The sequence below is a fragment of the Kitasatospora sp. NPDC089913 genome (assembly GCF_044748625.1).
GTDB lineage: Bacteria > Actinomycetota > Actinomycetes > Streptomycetales > Streptomycetaceae > Kitasatospora.
In genome coordinates, this window is the sequence record NZ_JBIVGI010000032.1 from 65,028 (window position 1) to 83,637 (window position 18,610).

Consider the following 18,610-nt stretch of genomic DNA (forward strand, 5'->3'; position numbering starts at 1 on the left):
GGCCCTGGGCGGGGCCCCGCGAGCGACTGTATCCGCCCGCCCCTCCGGGACCTGCGGCGATCGCGGCCGGACACGACGAAGGGACGCCACACGGGGCGTCCCTTGCAAGCTGCGTCCCTTTCGGGGCGGCTCAGTGCACAGCGGCGTCGACCGGGAGATCGGGCGGGACTCAGGTGAGAGCCGGCTCCCGCTGATCCAGGTCGATGCTGTTGAGCAACGAGTGCTCGCCGGCGACAGCGGTGAGTGCGTCGTTCACAGCCTGCATCCTGATGAGCTCGGCTTCGAGATCCTGGACGCGCTGCTGCAGCCGTCGCATCTCGGAGAGCATTCGCGGGTCGGGGCCGCCGACGTACCCGAGAAGCGCCTTTGCCATGATGAATGGTCCTCCACGCTGAGTGACCGAACCGGAACGGTACAGGTCTAGGGGGAAGGGGGACGCACGCGCGGCGTGCACCGGCAGTGCTGGCTGGGCACTACGGCACAACCACCGTGAGCTGGGCTCACGGGGGCATGCACCTACCGGGATAACGCGGTCGTGTGCGCGGGTTTCCAGCGTCTCACCAAAGACGGTACGGGTCAACACGATCACCGCACGCTACCGCGCCCCTGTCACCTGCCTGGCGGTGTCATCACGCCCGGCGGCTCCGAAGGGGGGTCCACCACATGCTCGTGGATCATCGTTCGATGCGGAGTCAACCACGAGTCTGCCCGGATGGCAACCGTACGACACCGCCGGTTGACGATCGTTTTCGATCGACCGGCCCGGGCCTCCGCCGACGCGGTTTCTCAGCGGATCTCGAAGGTCCCGTACCCGGGTCCGACGGCGGTCCAGATCTCGGTCACCCCGCTGACCCGGCCGGGCGTGTCCGGGCCCCTGAGCAGCGCGAGCAGTCGCTCGCAGTCCGGGGCGAGCCCCTCGGCCACCACCTGCACCCGGCCGTCGCCGAGGTTGCCGGCGTAGCCGGTCAGTCCGATCTCCAGCGCCCGCGCCCTGGTCCACCAGCGGAAGCCGACCTGCTGCACCTTGCCGCGCACCCAGGCGGTGACGCGGACCGGCTCGTCACTGTGGGCGTCGCGACCGTGCATGCCCCGACCCTATCCGCCGCGGCGGCGGCCCGCGTCACGGCGGAGCCGGTACGACGACGCCGCCCCCGCCCGGTCCTGGGACCGGGCGGGGGCGGCGCGAACGGGCGGCGCGGGGCGGCCGGGTCAGAAGCCCCCGCCGAAGTCCCCGCCGCCACCGAAGTCGCCACCGCCGCCGAAGTCCCCGCCACCGCCGTCGAAGCCGCCGCCGAAGTCGGAGGAGTCGAAGTCGGCACCGGACTGGTCCCCGCCCTCGTAGCCGGCGCCGGCGTCCGCGGGGCCGTACGCGTAAGCCGGGGTGGCCATCATCGAGCCGAGCATGGTGCCGACCAGCAGACCGGGCAGCAGACCGCCGCCGAAGCCGCCGAAGTACCCGCCGGCCCAGGGGCCGTACGCCGGGCCGGCGTTCCAGTACGGCTGCGGCCCGTGCTCGGTCGGCACGGTCCGGATGTCCGGGTCCTGTCCGGCCGCCAGCCGGTCCGCGTCCGCCCGGCAGACCGGGACGGCGCGGTCGGCGCCGCCCGCCGGGGCCCAGTCGGCATCCTTCACCGACGGGCCGTGCCGGGGGTCGAAGAAGCACGGGGGACGCCGCTCGGGCAGCGGGTGCCCGTCCCGCCGGGCGGCCAGGGTGGCCAGCGCGAACCGGCCGTCCTCCAGCGCCTCGGAGACCGGCTTGACGTCCTCCGGCCCCTTGGCCGCGTCCATCAGCAGCTTGGCCCGCTCGTAGGAGTCCAGCGCGTGGGTGTAGTCACCGCGCTGCACGTCGTCGGCGTCCGGCGCGGACGGGACGAAGTCCAGTCGGTCCAGCTCCTCGCCGTAGGCGGTGATGTCCTCGTCCACCACCCGGCGGACCTGGGCCAGTTCGGCCCGGCGCTGCTCCTCCTTGCGCCGCTTCGAGCGGCGGAACAGCAGGAAGACCCCGGTGCCGGCCAGCGCCAGCAGGGCCAGCGGGACGGCGATCGCGGCGGCGGAGACACCGCCCGCCGCGCTGTTCACCCCGTGCCCCTTCACCTGCGGGGCGGCGGTGTCCACGAAGTCGTTGAGGGTGGCGTCGATGTCGCCGGGGTGCGCGCGGAAGGCCGCGCCGGCGATCCGCTGGGCGGCGGCGGTGGGCAGCGCGCCCTTGTCCGAGCGGGCCTGGAACTGGTCGCCGCGCCAGATCGCGTAGGCGCCGGTGATGCCGACCTTGGTGCGCAGGTCGTCGAAGACGGTCGAGGCGCCGTACGGGTCGGCCGCCGGGACCACCGCCACGAAGATCGGCTTGTCCGCCTTGCGGATCTTCTCGGTCAGCGCGTCGGCCTGGCCCTGGCCGAACCGGCCCGCCATCGCCGGGTCGACGTACACCCGGCCCTGCTTGAGCGCGGCGGCCGCATCGTCGAGGCCGCCCGCCGCCGAGGCGGCCGGCGCCAGCAGGAGCAGCAGCCCGAGCAGCGCCGCCACCAGGGCCAGCGGCCCGGCGCCCCGGGAACGTCGTCGAGCAAGGGTTCTCATGGCACCGACGCTACCGCGACCGGTCCCCCGACCGGGCATACCGGCCGGGTACGGGGCGGCCCGGCACCCCCACCGTCCGCCGGGGTGGGCCCCCTTCCACGGGATGATCTTTCCGCGGCCGCCCCGGAACCGCGGCACCGGCGGGAACCCGGCCACCGGCCCGGTCGTACCACCGGCGTGTCCCGGCGGGCGCGGAGCCCGTCCCGGAGCGTCCCGACCGCGCCGCGCGACCAGGCATAGTGGTGGCCGAACGGTCACCCCATGACCACCTCCCGACCGTCCTGCCCCACCCCTCCTGATCGGAGCACGTGTGATCATCGGCCTCGTCACCGCTGTGGCGGCCTCCGCCTGCTACGGCACCGGTTCGGTCCTGCAGGCCGTGGGGTCCCGGCGCTCCGCCCGCGAGGAGGCCGCCAAGGGCGGCGACGCCACCGGCACCACCGCGCACGGCGGGCCGAGCCTCTCCTCCACCGCCAAGGCCGCTGTGACCTGGGAGTTCATCCTCGGCACGGTGCTGGACTTCATCGGCTTCGGGCTCGGCGCACTGGCCGCCCGGCTGCTGCCGCTCTTCCTCTCCCAGACCATCATCAGCGCCAACCTGGTGATCACCGCGGTGCTGTCGATCAAGCTGCTCGGCATCCGGCTCAAGCAGCTGGAGTGGGCCTCGATCGGCGTGCTCTGCTCGGCGCTGGTCCTGCTCGCCGTCTCGGCCGGCCCGGAGGGCGGGCACCACGCCGAGATGTCCTTCCACTGGTGGCTGCTGGTGGTCACCACCGTGCTGCTGGTGGGCGGCGCGCTGCTGGTGCGCCGGATGGGCGCCAACGGCGCGATCGTGGCCGGTCTGCTCTCCGGCCTCGGCTTCGGCGCGCTCGGCGTCGGCGTGCGGATCCTGAACGGGGTCGAGCCCTTCGACCTCGGCAGCCTGCTCTCCGACCCGGCGCTGTACGCGATCCTGGTCGGCGGTATCGGCGGTATGTACGTGCACACCGTGGCCCTGCAGATCGGTTCGGTGAACGGCGCCACGGCCGCCCTGGTGGTCGGTGAGACGGTGCTGCCGGGCGCGGTCGGCGTGCTGTGGCTCGGCGACTCCACCAAGGCCGGGCTGGGCTGGCTCGGCGTGGCCGGCTTCGTGCTGGCGGTGGTCTCGGCGGTCGGTGTCGCCTACTTCGGCCAGGACACCCACGGCGGCCTCCCCGACGGCGAACCGGCCCGGCCCGAACTCGCCGACCGCTGAGGCCGGAACCGGGAGAGGGGCGGGGGGGGGGGGGGGGCCCCCCCCCCCCTCTGCCGTCTCCCTCCCGTCCGGCGACCGCCGGATCAGCCCCCGTCGCGCAGCCGCGGCACCCGCTGGCAGCGGGGGCAGAAGTAACTGGACCGGTTCATCCAGGCGGCCCGCCGGATCGCGGTGCCGCAACGGCGGCAGGGCTCGTTCTCCCGGCCGTAGGCGTCCAGGTCCCGGGAGAAGTAGCCGCTCTCGCCGTTCACGTTGACGTACAGGCTGTCGAAGCTGGTGCCGCCGACCGCCAGCGCCGCCGTCATCACCTCGCGGGCGTTGGCCAGCAGCAGCGCCGCCTGCGGCCGGGTGAGCGTCGCGGAGGGCCGGTCGTAGTGCAGCCGGGAGCGCCACAGCGCCTCGTCGGCGTAGATGTTGCCGACCCCGCTGATCAGCGTCTGGTCCAGCAGCGCCCGCTTGACCGTGGTGCGCCGGGCGCGCAGCGCCGCGACGAAGACCGCGTCGTCGAACCGGACGTCGAGCGGGTCACGGGCGATGTGCGCGATGGAGACCGGGGTGCCCTCGGGATCGTCGTCCTCGGCCTCCTCGACCGCCAGCCCGCCGAAGGTCCGCTGGTCGACGAAGCGCAGCTCGCGCCCGCCGTCGGTGAACCGGAGCCGGACCCGCAGATGCTTCTCGTCCGGCACGACCGGGTCCTGGACGAGCAGTTGGCCGCTCATTCCGAGGTGGCCGATCATCGAGAACCCCTGCCCCCGGCCGGCCAGCGGCACCCAGAGGTACTTGCCCCGGCGCTGCGCGGCGCCGAAGGTGGCGCCGGTCAGCCGGGCCGCGAAGTCCGCCGCACCGGCCGGCTGGCGGCGGACCGCGCGCGGGTGCAGGACGTCGACTCCGGCGACCGTCCGCCCGGCGACCCAGTTCGCCAGACCTCGGCGGACGACCTCGACCTCGGGAAGTTCGGGCACGGGAACACGCCTCCTGCGGAACGGACTCGGCTCTGCAGGAGGAAGGCTACTGCGTGCTCAGGCGCCGCTCGGCAGCCGGTCGGCGTGCTTCTCCTTGATCGCGCGCCAAGCGCTCTCGGCGGCCTTCTGCTCGGCTTCCTTCTTGGAGCGGCCGACGCCGCTGCCGAAGTCCTCGCCGGCCACCCGGGCCGCCGCGGTGAAAGTCTTCTCGTGGTCCGGACCGGACTCCTCGACCACGTACTCGGGCACTCCGATGCCCACCGAGGCGGTGAGCTCCTGGAGGCTGGTCTTCCAGTCCAGGCCCGCGCCCAGCTGAGAGGACTCCTCGATCAGCGGGTCGAACAGGCGGTGGACGAACTCGGTGGCGGCGTCCAGGCCCTGGTCCAGGTAGACCGCGCCGATGACCGCCTCGACCGTGTCGGCGAGGATCGACGACTTGTCGCGGCCGCCGGTGCCCTCCTCGCCCTTGCCGAGCCGGATGAACACACCGAGGTCCAGACCCCGGCCGACATCGGCGAGCGCGCGCGAGTTGACCACCGCGGCGCGCAGCTTGGCGAGCGTGCCCTCGGGGACGTCCGGGTGGACGCGGTAGAGGGTGTCGGTCACCACGAGGCCCAGCACCGAGTCGCCGAGGAACTCCAGGCGCTCGTTGGTGGGCAGGCCACCGTTCTCGTACGCGTACGAGCGGTGGGTCAGGGCACGCACCAGAAGGGCGCGCTCGAGCGTGTACCCGAGGCGCCCTTCCAGGACGTCGTATTCGGTCGAAGCCGGCCCGCCGGCCTTCCCACCGCCCGAAGGAGACTTCGGTGCGCTGGTCGCCTTGCGGGAAGAGTTACCGTCCGACATCGATCCGTACACCCCGCCGATCAGACCGAGAGGACCTGGCGACGGTTGTACGTGCCGCAGCTGGGGCACGCGATGTGGCCCAGCTTCGGCTCGTGGCAGCGGTCGCACGCCACGAGGGCCGGGACAACGGCCTTCCAGTTGGAACGGCGGTGGCGCGTGTTGCTGCGCGACATCTTCCGCTTCGGAACAGCCACGGCTACTTCTCCTGGTTCTCGGCGAGACCCTCACGGGTACCGCTGTTCTTGGTTCCGTCACCCTCGTCGCCGGGGGCGGCGGAGAGTCCCTGCAGAGCCGCCCACCGGGGGTCGGCGGCATCGTGGTGGTGCGCCGGGTCGTCGCTCAGGCGCGCTCCGCACTCGGAGCACAGGCCCAGGCAGTCTTCCTGGCACACCGGCTGCAGCGGCAGTGCGAGCACCACCGCGTCACGCAGCACCGGCTGGAGGTCGAAGAAATCGCCCTCCAGGCGGTAAGTCTCGTCTTCCGAGTCCTCGTCGAGGTCCTCGGCCCCGGAGGTCCGGGCGCGGTGGCGCTCGTCGGACTCCGGGTAGTAGTACAGCTCCTGGAAGTCCACGTCGAGGTCGAACTCGACCGGCTCCAGGCACCGGACGCACTCGCCCTCGACCACGGTCCCGGCGGTGCCGGTGACCAGCACGCCCTCGACCACGGACTCCAGGCGGAGCTCCAGCTCGATCCCGCTCTTCTCCGGAACGCCGATCACATCGATGATCCCCAGGCCCTCGGGGGCCTCCAGGGTGCGGGACACCTTGCGCAGCGCACCCGGACGACGGCCCAGCTCGTGCGTGTCGAACACGAGGGGGTCGCGGTGGTCGAGGCGGTTCAAGATGTCCTGACTTCCTGAGGGGGATCTGGTGCGCGGCGCTGCTCGTCGGGCGGTTCGCGGGCAGACCTGCGGCCCGACACGGAGAGGCCGGAGTGGTCAGACTACCCGAGTCTCCCGCCAGGCCCAACTTCGCTCCCGGCCGCGGGGGCCGGGAGCCGGGCGCGCACCGTGCTACCGGCCGCCGAGCTCCCGCAGCCGGGTCATGTCGATCATGCTGGTGTCGAAGAAGCTGGTCTCGTCCAGTCCGGCCTGGTTCTGCTGCGGCACCGGCGCCGGCGGGTTGCCCGGCTGCTGCGGGTAGTCGTAACCGCCCCCGCCGTACTGCTGCTGCTCGTAGCCCTGCTGCTGGGCCGGGTACCCGTAGCCGGCCTGCTGGGCGTCGGGGTAGCCCTGGTGCTGCTGCTGGTACCCGCCGGTCTCCGGGCCCTGGTGGCCCCACTGGCCGCCGTAGGGGTCCGCGCCCTGGCCGGCGGCCGGATCGAAGCCGCCGCCGTATACCTCGGCGTACTGGGCGCCGCCCTGCTGGGCCACCGCGTACTGGTCCGCGCCCGGCGCCTGCCAGCCGGCCGCGGCCGGGGTCTGCTCCGGCCAGGTCTGCTGCTGCGGCACCTCCTCGCGGTACCAGGCCAGCTCGCTGCCGTCCGCCTCCCCGGCGAAGCCCGCCGCGACCGCCTCGGCGCGCTCCTTGGCCTGCTGCGCCTCGTCGGCGGCGGCCAGGTAGGCGCCCAGCTCGTCGATCGGCCGCTTGCCGAGCAGCTTGTCGCGGCCCTTGCCGACCGCCTCCAGGGTCGCGCTGAGCACGTTCTCCAGGGTGGCGAGCTTCACATCGACGTACTCGTCGACCTCGGGGCTGGGGCTGATCCGCTGCGGCCGGAACTCCTCGCCGTCGGTCTCGGCCTCGTACTCGACCTCGAAGACACTGCCGTCGCCGCGCAGCTTGGTGCGGCCGCGGCCGACCGCTCCGAGCGTCTTGGTGAGCACGACCTCGAAGTTGGCCAGCTTGCTGTCCACGTAGTCGTCGGCCTCGGTGCGCTTGGTGTCGACCTCGGCGCGGGCCTCGGCGAGGATCCGGTCCGCCTCGGACTGGGCTCGCCGGACCACCTCGGTGTCGGAGATCAGCGAACCGCGCTCGGCGTGCGCGCCCTGGATGATCCGGTCGGCCTCGGCCTGGGCGCCGGCGACCATCGAGTCGTGGTCGGCCACCACCGACCGGGCCTGGGCCAGCTCGGCCGGCAGGGCCGACCTGAGCTCCTGGAGCAGACTGATCAGCTCGGCACGGTTCACCACGCAGGAGGCCGACATGGGCATCGAGCGGGCGTTCTCGACGGCCGCCACGATCTCGTCGACCTTGTTCTGCACGTCCACGGGGATTCGTCTTTCCGTGTGCCGCCGAGGTCCGGCGGAGGCAGCGCCCGGCGCGGTGGACGTCACCGCAGGGCAGGAATACAGACTGTACGGCCAGCGCCGGGCGAGCTCACAACGGCCGGACCGGGCTGCCTCACCCCTCTGCCGGGCATACCGTGACGAACCGGCAGAAACGGACGGCCGGTCACTGCGGACCGGTCACCGCCCGCCGTCCGCCGGGCCGCTCCCTACCGCTCGGCGCGCCGCTCGGCGATCCGCTCGACCAGCCGGCGGTGCACCGTCTCCGGGAGCAGGTGCGAGACGTCGCCGCCGTAGGAGGCGACCTCCTTCACCAGGGTCGAGGAGAGGAAGCTGTACGTCGGCGAGGTCGGTACGAAGAGCGTCTCGACACCGGTCAGACCGTGGTTCATCTGAGCCATCTGCAGCTCGTAGTCGAAGTCGCTGACCGCCCGCAGGCCCTTGACGATGGCCGGGATGTCCCGCTCCCGGCAGAAGTCCACCAGCAGGCCGAGGTGCGACTCGACCACGATGTTCCCGTACTGGGCGGTGGTCTCCTCGATCAGCGCGATCCGCTCCTCGATGGAGAACATGCCCTGCTTGTTGCGGTTGATCGCGACCGCGACGTGCACCACGTCGTACAGCTTCGAGGCCCGCTCGATGATGTCGAGGTGACCGTTGGTGATCGGGTCGAAGGACCCGGGGCAGACGGCGCGGCGCATGGCGTGTGTGCTCCCTCGTGGGGTGACGTGAATGCTGCGGGCCCGGGCCCGCTAGGGGTGGTCGCGGGTCTCGTCGGCGGCGCGACCGTACCAGAGCGTGCCCTCGCCGTAGCGACGGGAGCGCAGCTCCTCGAAACCCTCCGGCCAGCCGAACGCGCCACCGCGGGTGCTGCGCTCCACGGTGACGAGTACGTCCTCCGCGAGCCAGCCCCCGGCCGACAGTGTGATCAGCATCTCCCGGACCTCGTCGTCGGTCACCACGTACGGCGGGTCGAGGAAGACCAGGTCGTACGGCTCCTCCGGGGCCGGCCCGGCGACGACCTTCTCGGCCCTGGCCGCCTGCACCAGCGCGCCCGGCAGGCCGACCGTCCGGACGTTCTCCCGGATCACCCGGGCCGCCTGGGCGTCCGCCTCGACCAGCAGGACGTGTGCCGCGCCGCGCGAGAGCGCCTCCAGGCCGACCGCGCCCGATCCGCCGAACAGGTCCAGCATCCGGGCGCCGTGCAGGGTGCCGCGCAGCGCCTCCAGGGTGGAGAACATCGCCTCGCGGGCCTTGTCGGAGGTCGGCCGGGTGCCCCGGCCGGGCGGTACGGCCAGTCGGCGGCCGCCGGCCGCCCCGGCGATCACGCGGGTCATGGTGGTGGAGGGTCCTTTCGTCGCTGCCCGACCACGCTATCCCGATCACCGCCCTCCGCTCACGCCGAAGGGGCGCCCGCACGGGACGCCCCTCCGCCGCTACCCCCCTGTTCCCGCCCCCGGTCGGGTCAGCTCGCCTCGGAGCCGGCCGCCCGGTCCGGGGCGGCCGCGCCGAGCAGCGACGGCGAGGCGTAGCGGGACCAGGACAGGCAGCCGTCGGGCGGGCAGTACTCGGGACGGCGCGGGTCGTGGCCGAGCTCGCGGAGCTTGGTGCGGACGGAATCGGGCGTGCGGCCGAAACGGGCGGCGATCCGGGCGACGGTCTCGCTCTCGTGGAAGCGCCGGACCAGCTCCTCCTCGTGCTGCGGCACCCAGGGGGCGCCGTGGCCGGGGTAGAGCTCGCGCAGCACGTCGCGGTCGGGGATGGGCTCGGAGACGTCGGCGACGATCGCCAGGGCCCGGAGGGCGCGGTTGAGGGCGATCCGCAGCGAGGCGACGTCCTCGACCGGGAGCCGCAGCTTGCCGGAGGCGAGCGGGGTGGCGGCGGCCCCCTCGCGCCAGCCGGCCAGGGTGAGGGTGACCTCGCGGTCGTCGTCGCTGGCGAGTTCGATCCGGAAGACCTTGTCGCCCAGCGGGAGCTCGTTGAGATGACGGAATGCCATTGGCTAAACCCCCAAGTGTCGTGCCGGGAACGCACCTTGGGGGTGCGTCCCGAACACCTTCATTCTCTCCCGGGGGTCTGACAATCGGGCCCGGCCGAGGGCCCGGCGGACGGACCGGGCGGGCCGGGCAGGCCCTGGGCCGGGCCGACGTCCCCCGGGCCGGTCGGGCGTCCCTCGGGCCGGTCGGGCGTCCCCCGGACCGGTCAGCCCTTCTCCATGTAGGCCGCGCGGTCCTCGTCCAGCAGGCTGGCCAGGGCCGTGCGCAGGTCCGGATGGGCGGTGAGGTCCGGGTCCTCGGCGACCAGCCGGGTGGCCTCGGCCCGGGCGGTCACGATGACCTCCTCGTCCTCCAGCACCGAGAGCACCTTGAGCGAGGACTTCACCCCGGACTGCGCCTGGCCCAGCACATCGCCCTCGCGGCGCTGTTCGAGGTCGATCCGGGACAGCCGGAAGCCGTCCAGGGTGTCCGCCACCGCGTCCAGCCGGGCCCGGGCGGGGCTGGCCGCCGGCATGTCGGTGACCAGCAGGCAGAGCCCGGGGGCGGACCCGCGCCCGACCCGGCCGCGCAGCTGGTGCAGCTGGGAGACGCCGAACCGGTCCGCGTCCATGATCACCATCGCGGTGGAGTTCGGCACGTTGACGCCGACCTCGATCACCGTGGTGGCGACCAGGACGTCCACCTGGCCGGCCGCGAACCGGCGCATCACCTCGTCCTTGGCCTCCGGTGCCAGGCGGCCGTGCAGGATCTCCACCCGCAGCCCGGCCAGCGGGCCCGCCACCAGCTTGGCGGTGGTCTCCACCACGGACAGCGGGGGCCGCCGGTCGCCGTCGGCCGCCGCGCCCTCGTCCGGCGCGTCGTCGAGCAGCTCCTCGAGGTCCTCCACCGGCCGCCGCCCGCGCTTGGCGCCCTTCGCCGGCTCCGGCTCCTCGTCGCCGATCCGGGGGCAGACCACGTACGCCTGGTGGCCCTTGGCCACCTCCTCGCGGACCCGCTCCCAGGCCCGGGTCAGGAAGTTGGGCTTCTCCACGGCCGGCACCACATGGGTGGAGATGGGCGAGCGCCCGGCCGGCAGCTGGTCCAGGACCGAGGTCTCGAGGTCTCCGAAGACGGTCATCGCGACCGTGCGCGGGATCGGGGTGGCCGTCATCACCAGCAGGTGCGGCGGCTGCTCGCCCTTGGCCCGCAGCGCGTCCCGCTGCTCGACGCCGAACCGGTGCTGCTCGTCGACCACGACCAGGCCGAGGTCCTGGAACTGCACCTTGTCCTCGATCAGGGCGTGGGTGCCGATCGCGATGCCGGCGTCCCCGCAGGCCATGTCGAGCAGCACCTGCCGCCGGGCCGGCACCCCCATCGACCCGGTGAGCAGCGCCACCCGGGTGCCCAGGTCGGAGCCGCCGAGCAGGCCGCCCTCGGCGAGGTCGCCCATCATCTCCACGATCGACCGGTGGTGCTGCTGGGCCAGCACCTCGGTGGGCGCGAGCAGCACCGCCTGCCCGCCCGCGTCGACCACGGCCAGCATGGCCCGCAGCGCCACGAGGGTCTTCCCGGAGCCGACCTCGCCCTGGAGCAGCCGGTGCATGGGGTGCTCGCCCGCCAGGTCGGCGGCGATCTCGGCGGAGACCTTCCGCTGGCCCTCGGTGAGGGTGAACGGCAGCCGGGCGTCGAAGGCGTCCAGCAGGCCGCCGGGGCGGGGCACCCGCGGTCTGGCGGGCAGCGCGGAGTCGGCGGCCCGGCGCCGGGCGAGGGCGACCTGGAGGACGAAGGCCTCGTCCCAGCGGAGCCGCTCCTGGGCGCGCTCGCGGTCGGCCTGGCTCCGCGGGCGGTGGATCAGCTCGAGCGCCTCGGGCAGCGCGATCAGGCCGTGCCGCTCGCGGAGTTCGGCGGGCAGCGGCTCTCCGACGTCGGACACGTGCTTGGTGAGCGCCGTCTCCACGCAGAGCGCGAGCTTCCAGCTGGGCATCTGGGCACTGGCCGGGTAGACCGGGATCAGCCGGCCGGCGAACCTGGCCGCGGCGCCGTCGCCGTCCGTGTCGTCGAGCAGCTGGTAGTCGGGGGAGGCCAGCTGGCGGGCCCGGTTGAACACCCCGACCTTGCCCGCGAACAGGCCCTGGGTGCCCGGTCGCAGCTCCTTCTGCCGCCAGCCCTGGTTGAAGAAGACCAGCGTGAGCCGGCTGCGGCCGTCGGTGACCACCACCTCCAGCCGGTCGCCCTTGCGGCCGCGGAACGGGATCAGGGTGACCTTGTCGATCCGCGCCAGCACGGTGACGTGCTCGTCGACCTCCAGCTCGTCCAGACTGGTGAGCTGGCCCCGCTCGACGTAGCGGCGCGGATAGTGGTGCAGCAGGTCCCCGACCGTGCGCAGCTTGAGACTGTCGGCGAGCACCTTGGCGGTCCGGTCGCCGACGAGCTTGGTCAGTGGTTCATCGAGAGCGCCCATCAGGCCCCTGTCTACACCACCGGACCGACATTGCGGCCCGCACACCGCCCGGTCACTCGACGCCGATGAGCAGCGGCGCCGACTCCTGGCCACCGTGGAAGACCACCGCGTCCACCTCCGGACGGCTGTGCCGGGCGTGGGCGACCAGCTGCTCGGCGAGGCCCTCGGGGGCGTTCTCGCCGAGGATCAGGGTGACCAGCTCGCCGCCGCCGCCGAGCATCCGGTCCAGCACGCTCGCGCCGACCGCGGCCAGTCCGGCTCCGATCACCGCGACGTCCCCGTCGATCAGCCCGAGCACGTCACCGGCCTGGCAGACCCCGGCCATGGTCCAGGACTCGCCCTCGGCGACGGCCAGTTCGGCGTACCGGGTGGCACCGGCCGCCGAGGTCATCGCGACCACGTCCTCGTCGAAGCGCCGGCCGGCCTCGTGCACGGCGAGCGCGGCGAGTCCCTGCACCGGCGAGCGGGTGGGCAGCACCGCGATCCGCACCCCCTCCTCGCGCAGCTGGTCGGCGGCGGCCCCGGCGGCGGCCCGCAGCTCGGGGTCGTTGAGCAGCAGCACCACCTCGCGGGCGGCGGCGCGGCGCACGGCGGCGGTGAGTTCGGCGCTGGCCGGCGGGCGGCCGGGCTCGGCGTGCAGCACGACCGCGCCGGCCTGCTCGCAGAGTTCGGCGAGGCCCGCGCCGGAGACCACCGACAGCACCGCGCGGGCCGGCCGCTCGGGCTCGTCCCGGCCGGCCGCGGCACCGGAACGGGCGGCGGCCTCGGCGAAGTGGGTGATCCGGATCTGGTGCGGGCGCCCGGCCCCGAGCCCGGCCTCGACGGCGGCGCCCGCGTCGTCGACGTGGACGTGCACGTTCCACAGGCCGTCGCCGCCGCCGACCACCAGCGAGTCCCCGAGCCCGGCGAGCCGTTCGCGCAGCGCGGGCAGCGCCTCGTCTGGCGCGTCCAGCAGGTAGATCACCTCGAAGGCGGGGTGGCCGGGGCCGGGCGGGCGCACGTGGAGCTCGCAGCCGCCCAGCGGCCGGAGGTCGTCGCGCAGCGCGACCGGGCCCATCGGCTGGTGGCCGGCGACCGCGTCGGCGAGCGCCCCGAGGACGGCGACCAGGCCCCGGCCGCCGGCGTCCACCACGCCGTTCTCCGCGAGCACGGCGAGCTGCTGGGGGGTGTGCCGCAGGGCCTCCCGGGCGGCCCGGTGGGCGGCCTCGGCGACCTGGCCGAGGCCGTCGCCGGCCCGGGCGGCCTCCCGGGCGGCGATCCGGGCGACGGTCAGCAGGGTGCCCTCGACCGGTTCGGCGACCGCCTGGTAGGCGGAGTCGGCGGCCCGCTGGAGGGCGGCCCGCAGCTGGTCGGCGCCGCCGCCCTGGGCGAGGGTCTCGGCGGTGCCGCGCAGCCACTGGGCGAGGATCACGCCGGAGTTGCCGCGGGCGCCGACGAGGGCGCCGCGGGCCATCGCCCGGGCGGTCTCCGCCAGGCCGGGCGCCGGACCGGTGCCCGGTTCGGCGAAGCGGCTCTCGACCGCGGCGGCGGCGGACTCCACGGTCAGGTACAGGTTGGTGCCGGTGTCGCCGTCCGGGACGGGGTAGACGTTGAGTGCGTCGATCTCCTCGCGGGCCTGGCCGAGCGCCCGCAGCGCCAGTTGGCACCAGCTGCGCACGGCCGGGGCGTCGAGCGTGTGCAGCACCAGGTCTCCTCCGGAGTGGGACGCCGTGATGGCCTGAGGGTGAACGGCGAGGGGTGGTACGGGCAGGTTATCGGGGCCCGGACGGCGGCGGCGGACACGGCGGCCGGAGCGATCACCCGGCCGGTCATGGTAGTTTCGTCGAACGGAAGCAAGCGTTGTATGCTCTTCCGGTTGCCTGGAACAATTCCGGGCTCTCCCCTTGGTCCGGTTCGGTTCACGTGAGTGCTCCGCTGGTCCGGCGGGTTGTCTCACGTAAATGATCTGAAGTCTTGGAGTGACTCCTGTGGCTGCCAACTGCGACGTCTGCGGCAAGGGGCCGGGCTTCGGCAACAGCATCTCCCACTCGCACCGCCGTACCCCCCGTCGCTGGAACCCCAACATCCAGACGGTGCGCGCTGTGGTTGGGCGGACGCCGAAGCGGCTCAACGTCTGCACCTCGTGCATCAAGGCCGGTAAGGTCTCGCGCTGACGCGCAGACCGGTATGCCGGTCCTCCAGTGAGTCGGTTCATCCCCGGGTGAACCGGCTTTCTGTTGTTCCGGTATCCGACCGACCTGATGTGGGCGGGCCCTCGGGCCCGCCCACAGGCATGTCCGGGGGCGGCGGCTAGCGCCACCGCCAGGCGTGGTCCACCGGGCCGATGCCGGCGCCGAGCGCGAAGCCGCCGGCGATCGCGCCGGTGATGTACTCCTTGGCCGAGGCCACCGCCGCCGGCAGCTCCTCGCCCTTGGCCAGGCCCGAGGCGATCGCGCTGGCCAGGGTGCAGCCGGTGCCGTGGGTGTGCCGGTTGTCGTAGCGCGGCGCCCGGTACCAGTACTCCTCCCCCGCGCCCCCGTACAACAGGTCGGCCGCCTCTCCCTCCAGGTGCCCGCCCTTGACCAGCACCCAGCGCGGCCCGAGGTCGAGCAGCGCCTTGGCGGCGTCCAGCATCTCGCCCTCGCGCTCGACCGTCCGGCCGGTGAGCTGCGTCACCTCGTGCAGGTTGGGCGTGGCGAGGGTGGCGACCGGCAGCAGCCGCTCCCGGACGGTGGCGACGGCCTCGGCGGCGAGCAGCGCGTCGCCGTGCTTGGAGACGCCCACCGGGTCCACCACGACCGGGACGCCGACGCCGGCGAGCAGCTCCGAGACGGTCTCGACCAGCTCGATCGAGGCGAGCATGCCGGTCTTCACGGCCTGGACGCCGATGTCGTCGACCACACTGCGGAACTGGGCCCGGACCGCCTCGGCCGGCAGCTCCCAGTAACCCTGGACGCCGAGCGAGTTCTGCGCGGTGACGGCGGTGACGACGCTCATCCCGTGGACGCCGAGGGCGAGCATCGCCTTGAGGTCGGCCTGGATGCCGGCGCCGCCGCCGGAGTCGGAGCCGGCGACGGTGAGCACGCGAGGGGGTGCGGTGGAGGACATGGCCCCCAACCTACGCGGTCAGAGCACGGCCTCCGACTCCGCCCAGCGCTCCTCGGGGACGGTCTTGAGCCGGGTCACCGCGTCGGCGATCGGCACCAGCCGGATGTCGCCCCGGCGCAGCGCGGTGAAGTGGCCGAACTCGCCCCGGTGGACGGCCTCCACGGCGTGCCAGCCGAAGCGGGTGGCGAGGACGCGGTCGCGGGCGGTCGGGGTGCCGCCGCGCTGGACGTGGCCGAGGATGACCGGGCGGGCCTCCTTGCCGAGCAGGTTCTCCAGTTCGTGGGCGAGGCGGTTGCCGATCCCGCCGAAGGTGCGGTGCCCGAACCGGTCGACCTCGCCGTGGTCGAAGCGCATGGTGCCGGGCATCGGGGAGGCCCCCTCGGCGACCGCGATGATGGCGAACTTCTTGCCCCGGGCGAAGCGGTCCTCGACCATCCGGGCCACCCCCTCGATGTCGAACGGCTTCTCGGGGATCAGGATCCCGTGCGCACCGCCCGCCATGCCGGCCGTGAGGGTGATCCAGCCGGTGTGCCGCCCCATCAGCTCGACGACCATCACCCGCTGGTGCGATTCCGCGGTGGTCTTGAGCCGGTCGATCGCCTCGGTCGCGACGTGCACGGCAGTGTCGAAGCCGAAGGTGACGTCGGTGGCGTCGATGTCGTTGTCGATGGTCTTCGGGACGCCGACCACCGGGAGTCCGGCCTCGCTGAACAGCCGGGCGGCGGTGAGGGTGCCCTCGCCGCCGATCGCGATCAGCGCGTCGATGCCGATGTCCCGGGCGAGGGTCTTGGCGTTCTCCACCGCCCAGGCGATCCGCTCGCGCTGCACCCGGGCCGAGCCGAGGACGGTACCGCCGAGGGTGAGCAGACCGGTGACGTCGTCGTGCGAGACCGGGCGGGTGCGGCCCTCGATCAGCCCGAGGAAGCCGTCCTCGATGCCGACGATCTCGTCGCCGTGCACATCGGTGCCGCGGTGCACCACGGAGCGGATCACCGCGTTCAGGCCGGGGCAGTCGCCGCCGCTGGTCAGGACTCCGATGCGCATGCCGGTGGCTCTCCCGCTCCAAGTGGTTCAGACCACAGTGGTCCAGACCACTCATGTCAGAACGGGTGGCCGGGCTGTGGGTCAAGCCTACGCACTCACCCCGCCGGGGGCCGGTTCGCACGAGCGCCCGGGAGCGTCGCGCGCCCCCGTCGCGCGCCCCCGCGGCACCCCGGCCGGGCGTCAACCACCGGCCTCCGCCGCCCCGTTCCCGGCCCCCGGCCCCGGACCGGTCACTCCGAGAAGTGGTCCCAGCCGCCGACCCGGTCCCAGGCCTCGCCGTCCACCGTCACCCGGCCGCCCCTGGCCGCCCGCGAACGGCCGACGACCTCGCCCACCACCCGCCAGCGGGCGGGCAGTTGGACCCCGCGCGGGAAGGTCGCCACGATCGCGTGGTCCTCCCCCCCGGACAGCACCCACACCAGCGGGTCGACCCCGACCGCCTGGCCGATGTCCGCCATCTGCGCGGGCACGTCGAAGTCGGCCGCCCGCAGGTCGATGTCCACCCCGCTCGCCAGCGCCACGTGCCCGAGGTCGGCCACCAGCCCGTCGCTCACGTCGATCATCGCGGTGGCGCCGAGCTCCGCGCCGGACGGCCCCGCGTGGTACGGCGGCTCGGGGCGGCGGTGGGCCTCGACGAAGGCCCGCGGCGAACGGAAGCCCCGCTGCAGCACCGTCAGACCAGCCGCCGACCAGCCGAGCCAGCCGGTGACCGCCACCACGTCGCCGACCTGGGCACCGGCGCGCGTCACCGGCGCGCGCCCCTGAAGGTCCCCGAGCGCCGTGATGGCGAGCGTGATGGTGTCCCCGCGCACCACGTCACCGCCGACCACCGTCGCGCCGGCCACCTGGCACTCGTCGCGCAGCCCGTCCATCAGCTCGGTGGCCCAGGTGGTCGGCAGGTCCGCCGGCGCGACCAGGCCGAGCAGGATCGCGGTCGGCACCGCGCCCATCGCGGCCACGTCGGCGAGGTTCTGCGCCGCCGCCTTGCGGCCCACGTCGTACGCGGTGGACCAGTCCCGGCGGAAGTGCCGGTTCTCGATGAGCACATCGGTGGTCGCCACCACCCGGCCGTCCGGGGCCTTCACCACGGCGGCGTCGTCGCCCGGGCCGAGGTCGACCGCGTCGGTGAGCGGCACCCGGGCGGTCAGCTCCCTGATGAGTCCGAACTCGCCGAGCTCGCCCACGGTCCCCTGCATCTGCCGTCCTCCCGGTCGCGCCCGGTCGGGCGCCTACGTTCTGCGGCCACGCCGCCTCGCGCGCAGCGTACGCCCTCCGACGGCGCAGAGGTCTCCCCTCCCCGGCCCACCGGGGGGTAGCGTGGTGATCAGTCTGCCGTGAACCCGTTCGCCACCCGACGCCCGAGCGGGCGAGCACGGCCGCGATCCCCGTACCCAGCCGCCCGGAGGTCCCCGTGGTACAGGCCTACATCCTGATTCAGACCGAGGTCGGCAAGGCCAGCGCCGTCGCCGAGTCCATCGCCAAGATCCCCGGTGTCCTGCAGGCCGAGGACGTCACCGGACCGTACGACGTGATCGTCCGGGCCGAGGCCGGCACCGTGGACGACCTCGGCCGGCTGGTCGTCGCCAAGGTCCAGCAGGTCGAGGGCATCACCCGCACCCTGACCTGTCCCGTGGTCCACCTGTAGGGCCGCATACCATCGGCGGGTGACCCGAGAACTCCGCGTCCCCCGCTTCCTGGCGGCACTGCCGGCCCCCGTCCGGTGGCTGGCGGTGCCGACCGCGCTCGCCTGCACCGTCGTGGTGCTGGTCGGCAGCTGGAGCACGCCCGAGAAGATCGAGACGCCGAACCCGGCCCCCCGGGCCGCCGGCTACTGCCGGGCGCTCGCCGAGGCGCTCCCCCAGGAGCTGTTCGGCCACCCCCGCAAGGACCCGACCCCCGCCTCGCCGTTCCTGGCCGCCTGGGACAGCTCGCCGAAGGTGGTGCTGCGCTGCGGCGTGGACCGGCCCGAGGCCCTGAACGGCCCCGCCGCCAAGGACGTCTCGCCGATGATCAACGATGTGACCTGGTGGCCGCAGGAGCTGGGGGACGGCGGCTACCGCTACACCGTCACGATGCGCAAGGCCTACGTGGAGCTCACCGTGCCCAAGGGCTCGTTCGCCAACCCGATGGACGTGGTCGCCGCGCTCTCCCCCGTGGTCGCCGCCAACATCCCCTGACCCGGCCGGACGGGACCGGACCGGC

The 18,610-nt window shown here is 73.8% G+C and carries 20 protein-coding genes; 4 read left to right on the forward strand and 16 right to left on the reverse strand.

The window, feature by feature from the left end:
• Nucleotides 1-169: 169 nt before the first annotated feature.
• The 3 genes from ACIPYS_RS34115 to ACIPYS_RS34125 all read right to left on the reverse strand — a co-directional run bounded on the left by ACIPYS_RS34115 (nt 170) and on the right by ACIPYS_RS34125 (nt 2,574).
• A complete protein-coding gene (locus tag ACIPYS_RS34115) occupies nt 170-373 on the reverse strand; it encodes a hypothetical protein (protein WP_093860391.1) in 204 nt (67 codons plus the stop codon).
• Between the two features lie 413 nt (nt 374-786).
• A complete protein-coding gene (locus tag ACIPYS_RS34120; RefSeq protein ID WP_093860392.1) occupies nt 787-1,086 on the reverse strand; it encodes an acylphosphatase in 300 nt (99 codons plus the stop codon).
• A gap of 123 nt (nt 1,087-1,209) precedes the next feature.
• The gene (locus ACIPYS_RS34125; protein WP_400753553.1) at nt 1,210-2,574 is read right to left on the reverse strand and encodes a hypothetical protein; all 1,365 of its coding nucleotides are present in this window, start codon (nt 2,572-2,574) and stop codon (nt 1,210-1,212) included.
• Between the two features lie 310 nt (nt 2,575-2,884).
• Here ACIPYS_RS34125 and ACIPYS_RS34130 point away from each other — a divergent pair, with 310 nt between their 5' ends.
• Nucleotides 2,885-3,808, forward strand: a complete 924-nt coding sequence (locus ACIPYS_RS34130) for a hypothetical protein (RefSeq protein WP_400753556.1) — start codon at nt 2,885-2,887, stop codon at nt 3,806-3,808.
• A gap of 83 nt (nt 3,809-3,891) precedes the next feature.
• Here ACIPYS_RS34130 and mutM read toward each other — a convergent pair whose 3' ends face one another.
• From mutM to ACIPYS_RS34180, 10 genes are all read right to left on the reverse strand, one after another.
• Nucleotides 3,892-4,770, reverse strand: a complete 879-nt coding sequence (gene mutM, locus ACIPYS_RS34135) for a bifunctional DNA-formamidopyrimidine glycosylase/DNA-(apurinic or apyrimidinic site) lyase (protein WP_093860395.1) — start codon at nt 4,768-4,770, stop codon at nt 3,892-3,894.
• A gap of 57 nt (nt 4,771-4,827) precedes the next feature.
• The gene (gene rnc / locus ACIPYS_RS34140; RefSeq protein ID WP_093860396.1) at nt 4,828-5,616 is read right to left on the reverse strand and encodes a ribonuclease III; all 789 of its coding nucleotides are present in this window, start codon (nt 5,614-5,616) and stop codon (nt 4,828-4,830) included.
• Between the two features lie 20 nt (nt 5,617-5,636).
• Complete coding sequence (gene rpmF / locus ACIPYS_RS34145) at nt 5,637-5,810, reverse strand: 50S ribosomal protein L32 (RefSeq protein ID WP_030056747.1); 174 nt, start codon at nt 5,808-5,810, stop codon at nt 5,637-5,639.
• Nucleotides 5,811-5,812: 2 nt separating this feature from the next.
• Nucleotides 5,813-6,457, reverse strand: a complete 645-nt coding sequence (locus ACIPYS_RS34150; RefSeq protein ID WP_093860397.1) for a DUF177 domain-containing protein — start codon at nt 6,455-6,457, stop codon at nt 5,813-5,815.
• Nucleotides 6,458-6,628: 171 nt separating this feature from the next.
• A complete protein-coding gene (locus tag ACIPYS_RS34155) occupies nt 6,629-7,822 on the reverse strand; it encodes a cell division initiation protein (RefSeq protein WP_400753562.1) in 1,194 nt (397 codons plus the stop codon).
• Between the two features lie 227 nt (nt 7,823-8,049).
• Nucleotides 8,050-8,541 carry a pantetheine-phosphate adenylyltransferase gene (gene coaD / locus ACIPYS_RS34160; RefSeq protein ID WP_093860399.1) on the reverse strand — a complete coding sequence of 164 codons (492 nt, stop codon included), beginning with the start codon at nt 8,539-8,541 and terminating at the stop codon, nt 8,050-8,052.
• A gap of 51 nt (nt 8,542-8,592) precedes the next feature.
• Nucleotides 8,593-9,177, reverse strand: coding sequence for a 16S rRNA (guanine(966)-N(2))-methyltransferase RsmD (gene rsmD, locus ACIPYS_RS34165; protein ID WP_045941253.1), 585 nt, complete (start codon nt 9,175-9,177; stop codon nt 8,593-8,595).
• A 128-nt stretch (nt 9,178-9,305) separates the two neighbouring features.
• Nucleotides 9,306-9,839: a hypothetical protein gene (locus ACIPYS_RS34170; protein WP_030396714.1), complete on the reverse strand. Its 534-nt coding sequence runs from the start codon at nt 9,837-9,839 to the stop codon at nt 9,306-9,308.
• 203 nt (nt 9,840-10,042) lie between these two features.
• Nucleotides 10,043-12,277, reverse strand: a complete 2,235-nt coding sequence (gene recG, locus ACIPYS_RS34175) for an ATP-dependent DNA helicase RecG (RefSeq protein ID WP_400753568.1) — start codon at nt 12,275-12,277, stop codon at nt 10,043-10,045.
• A 52-nt stretch (nt 12,278-12,329) separates the two neighbouring features.
• Complete coding sequence (locus ACIPYS_RS34180) at nt 12,330-13,961, reverse strand: DAK2 domain-containing protein (RefSeq protein WP_231978570.1); 1,632 nt, start codon at nt 13,959-13,961, stop codon at nt 12,330-12,332.
• A 283-nt stretch (nt 13,962-14,244) separates the two neighbouring features.
• Here ACIPYS_RS34180 and rpmB point away from each other — a divergent pair, with 283 nt between their 5' ends.
• Nucleotides 14,245-14,430 carry a 50S ribosomal protein L28 gene (rpmB, locus tag ACIPYS_RS34185; RefSeq protein WP_073813963.1) on the forward strand — a complete coding sequence of 62 codons (186 nt, stop codon included), beginning with the start codon at nt 14,245-14,247 and terminating at the stop codon, nt 14,428-14,430.
• 136 nt (nt 14,431-14,566) lie between these two features.
• Here rpmB and thiD read toward each other — a convergent pair whose 3' ends face one another.
• The 3 genes from thiD to ACIPYS_RS34200 all read right to left on the reverse strand — a co-directional run bounded on the left by thiD (nt 14,567) and on the right by ACIPYS_RS34200 (nt 17,604).
• Nucleotides 14,567-15,364: a bifunctional hydroxymethylpyrimidine kinase/phosphomethylpyrimidine kinase gene (gene thiD / locus ACIPYS_RS34190; protein WP_400753572.1), complete on the reverse strand. Its 798-nt coding sequence runs from the start codon at nt 15,362-15,364 to the stop codon at nt 14,567-14,569.
• A gap of 18 nt (nt 15,365-15,382) precedes the next feature.
• The gene (locus tag ACIPYS_RS34195; protein ID WP_093860404.1) at nt 15,383-16,408 is read right to left on the reverse strand and encodes a 6-phosphofructokinase; all 1,026 of its coding nucleotides are present in this window, start codon (nt 16,406-16,408) and stop codon (nt 15,383-15,385) included.
• A 230-nt stretch (nt 16,409-16,638) separates the two neighbouring features.
• Complete coding sequence (locus ACIPYS_RS34200; protein ID WP_093860405.1) at nt 16,639-17,604, reverse strand: thiamine-phosphate kinase; 966 nt, start codon at nt 17,602-17,604, stop codon at nt 16,639-16,641.
• A 215-nt stretch (nt 17,605-17,819) separates the two neighbouring features.
• Between ACIPYS_RS34200 and ACIPYS_RS34205 the strand changes: the two genes are divergently transcribed.
• Both ACIPYS_RS34205 and ACIPYS_RS34210 read left to right on the forward strand, forming a co-directional pair.
• Nucleotides 17,820-18,053 (forward strand): Lrp/AsnC family transcriptional regulator, encoded by a 234-nt coding sequence (locus ACIPYS_RS34205; RefSeq protein WP_093860406.1) that lies wholly within the window; start codon nt 17,820-17,822, stop codon nt 18,051-18,053.
• Nucleotides 18,054-18,072: 19 nt separating this feature from the next.
• The gene (locus ACIPYS_RS34210) at nt 18,073-18,585 is read left to right on the forward strand and encodes a DUF3515 domain-containing protein (protein WP_093860407.1); all 513 of its coding nucleotides are present in this window, start codon (nt 18,073-18,075) and stop codon (nt 18,583-18,585) included.
• Nucleotides 18,586-18,610 lie beyond the last annotated feature (25 nt).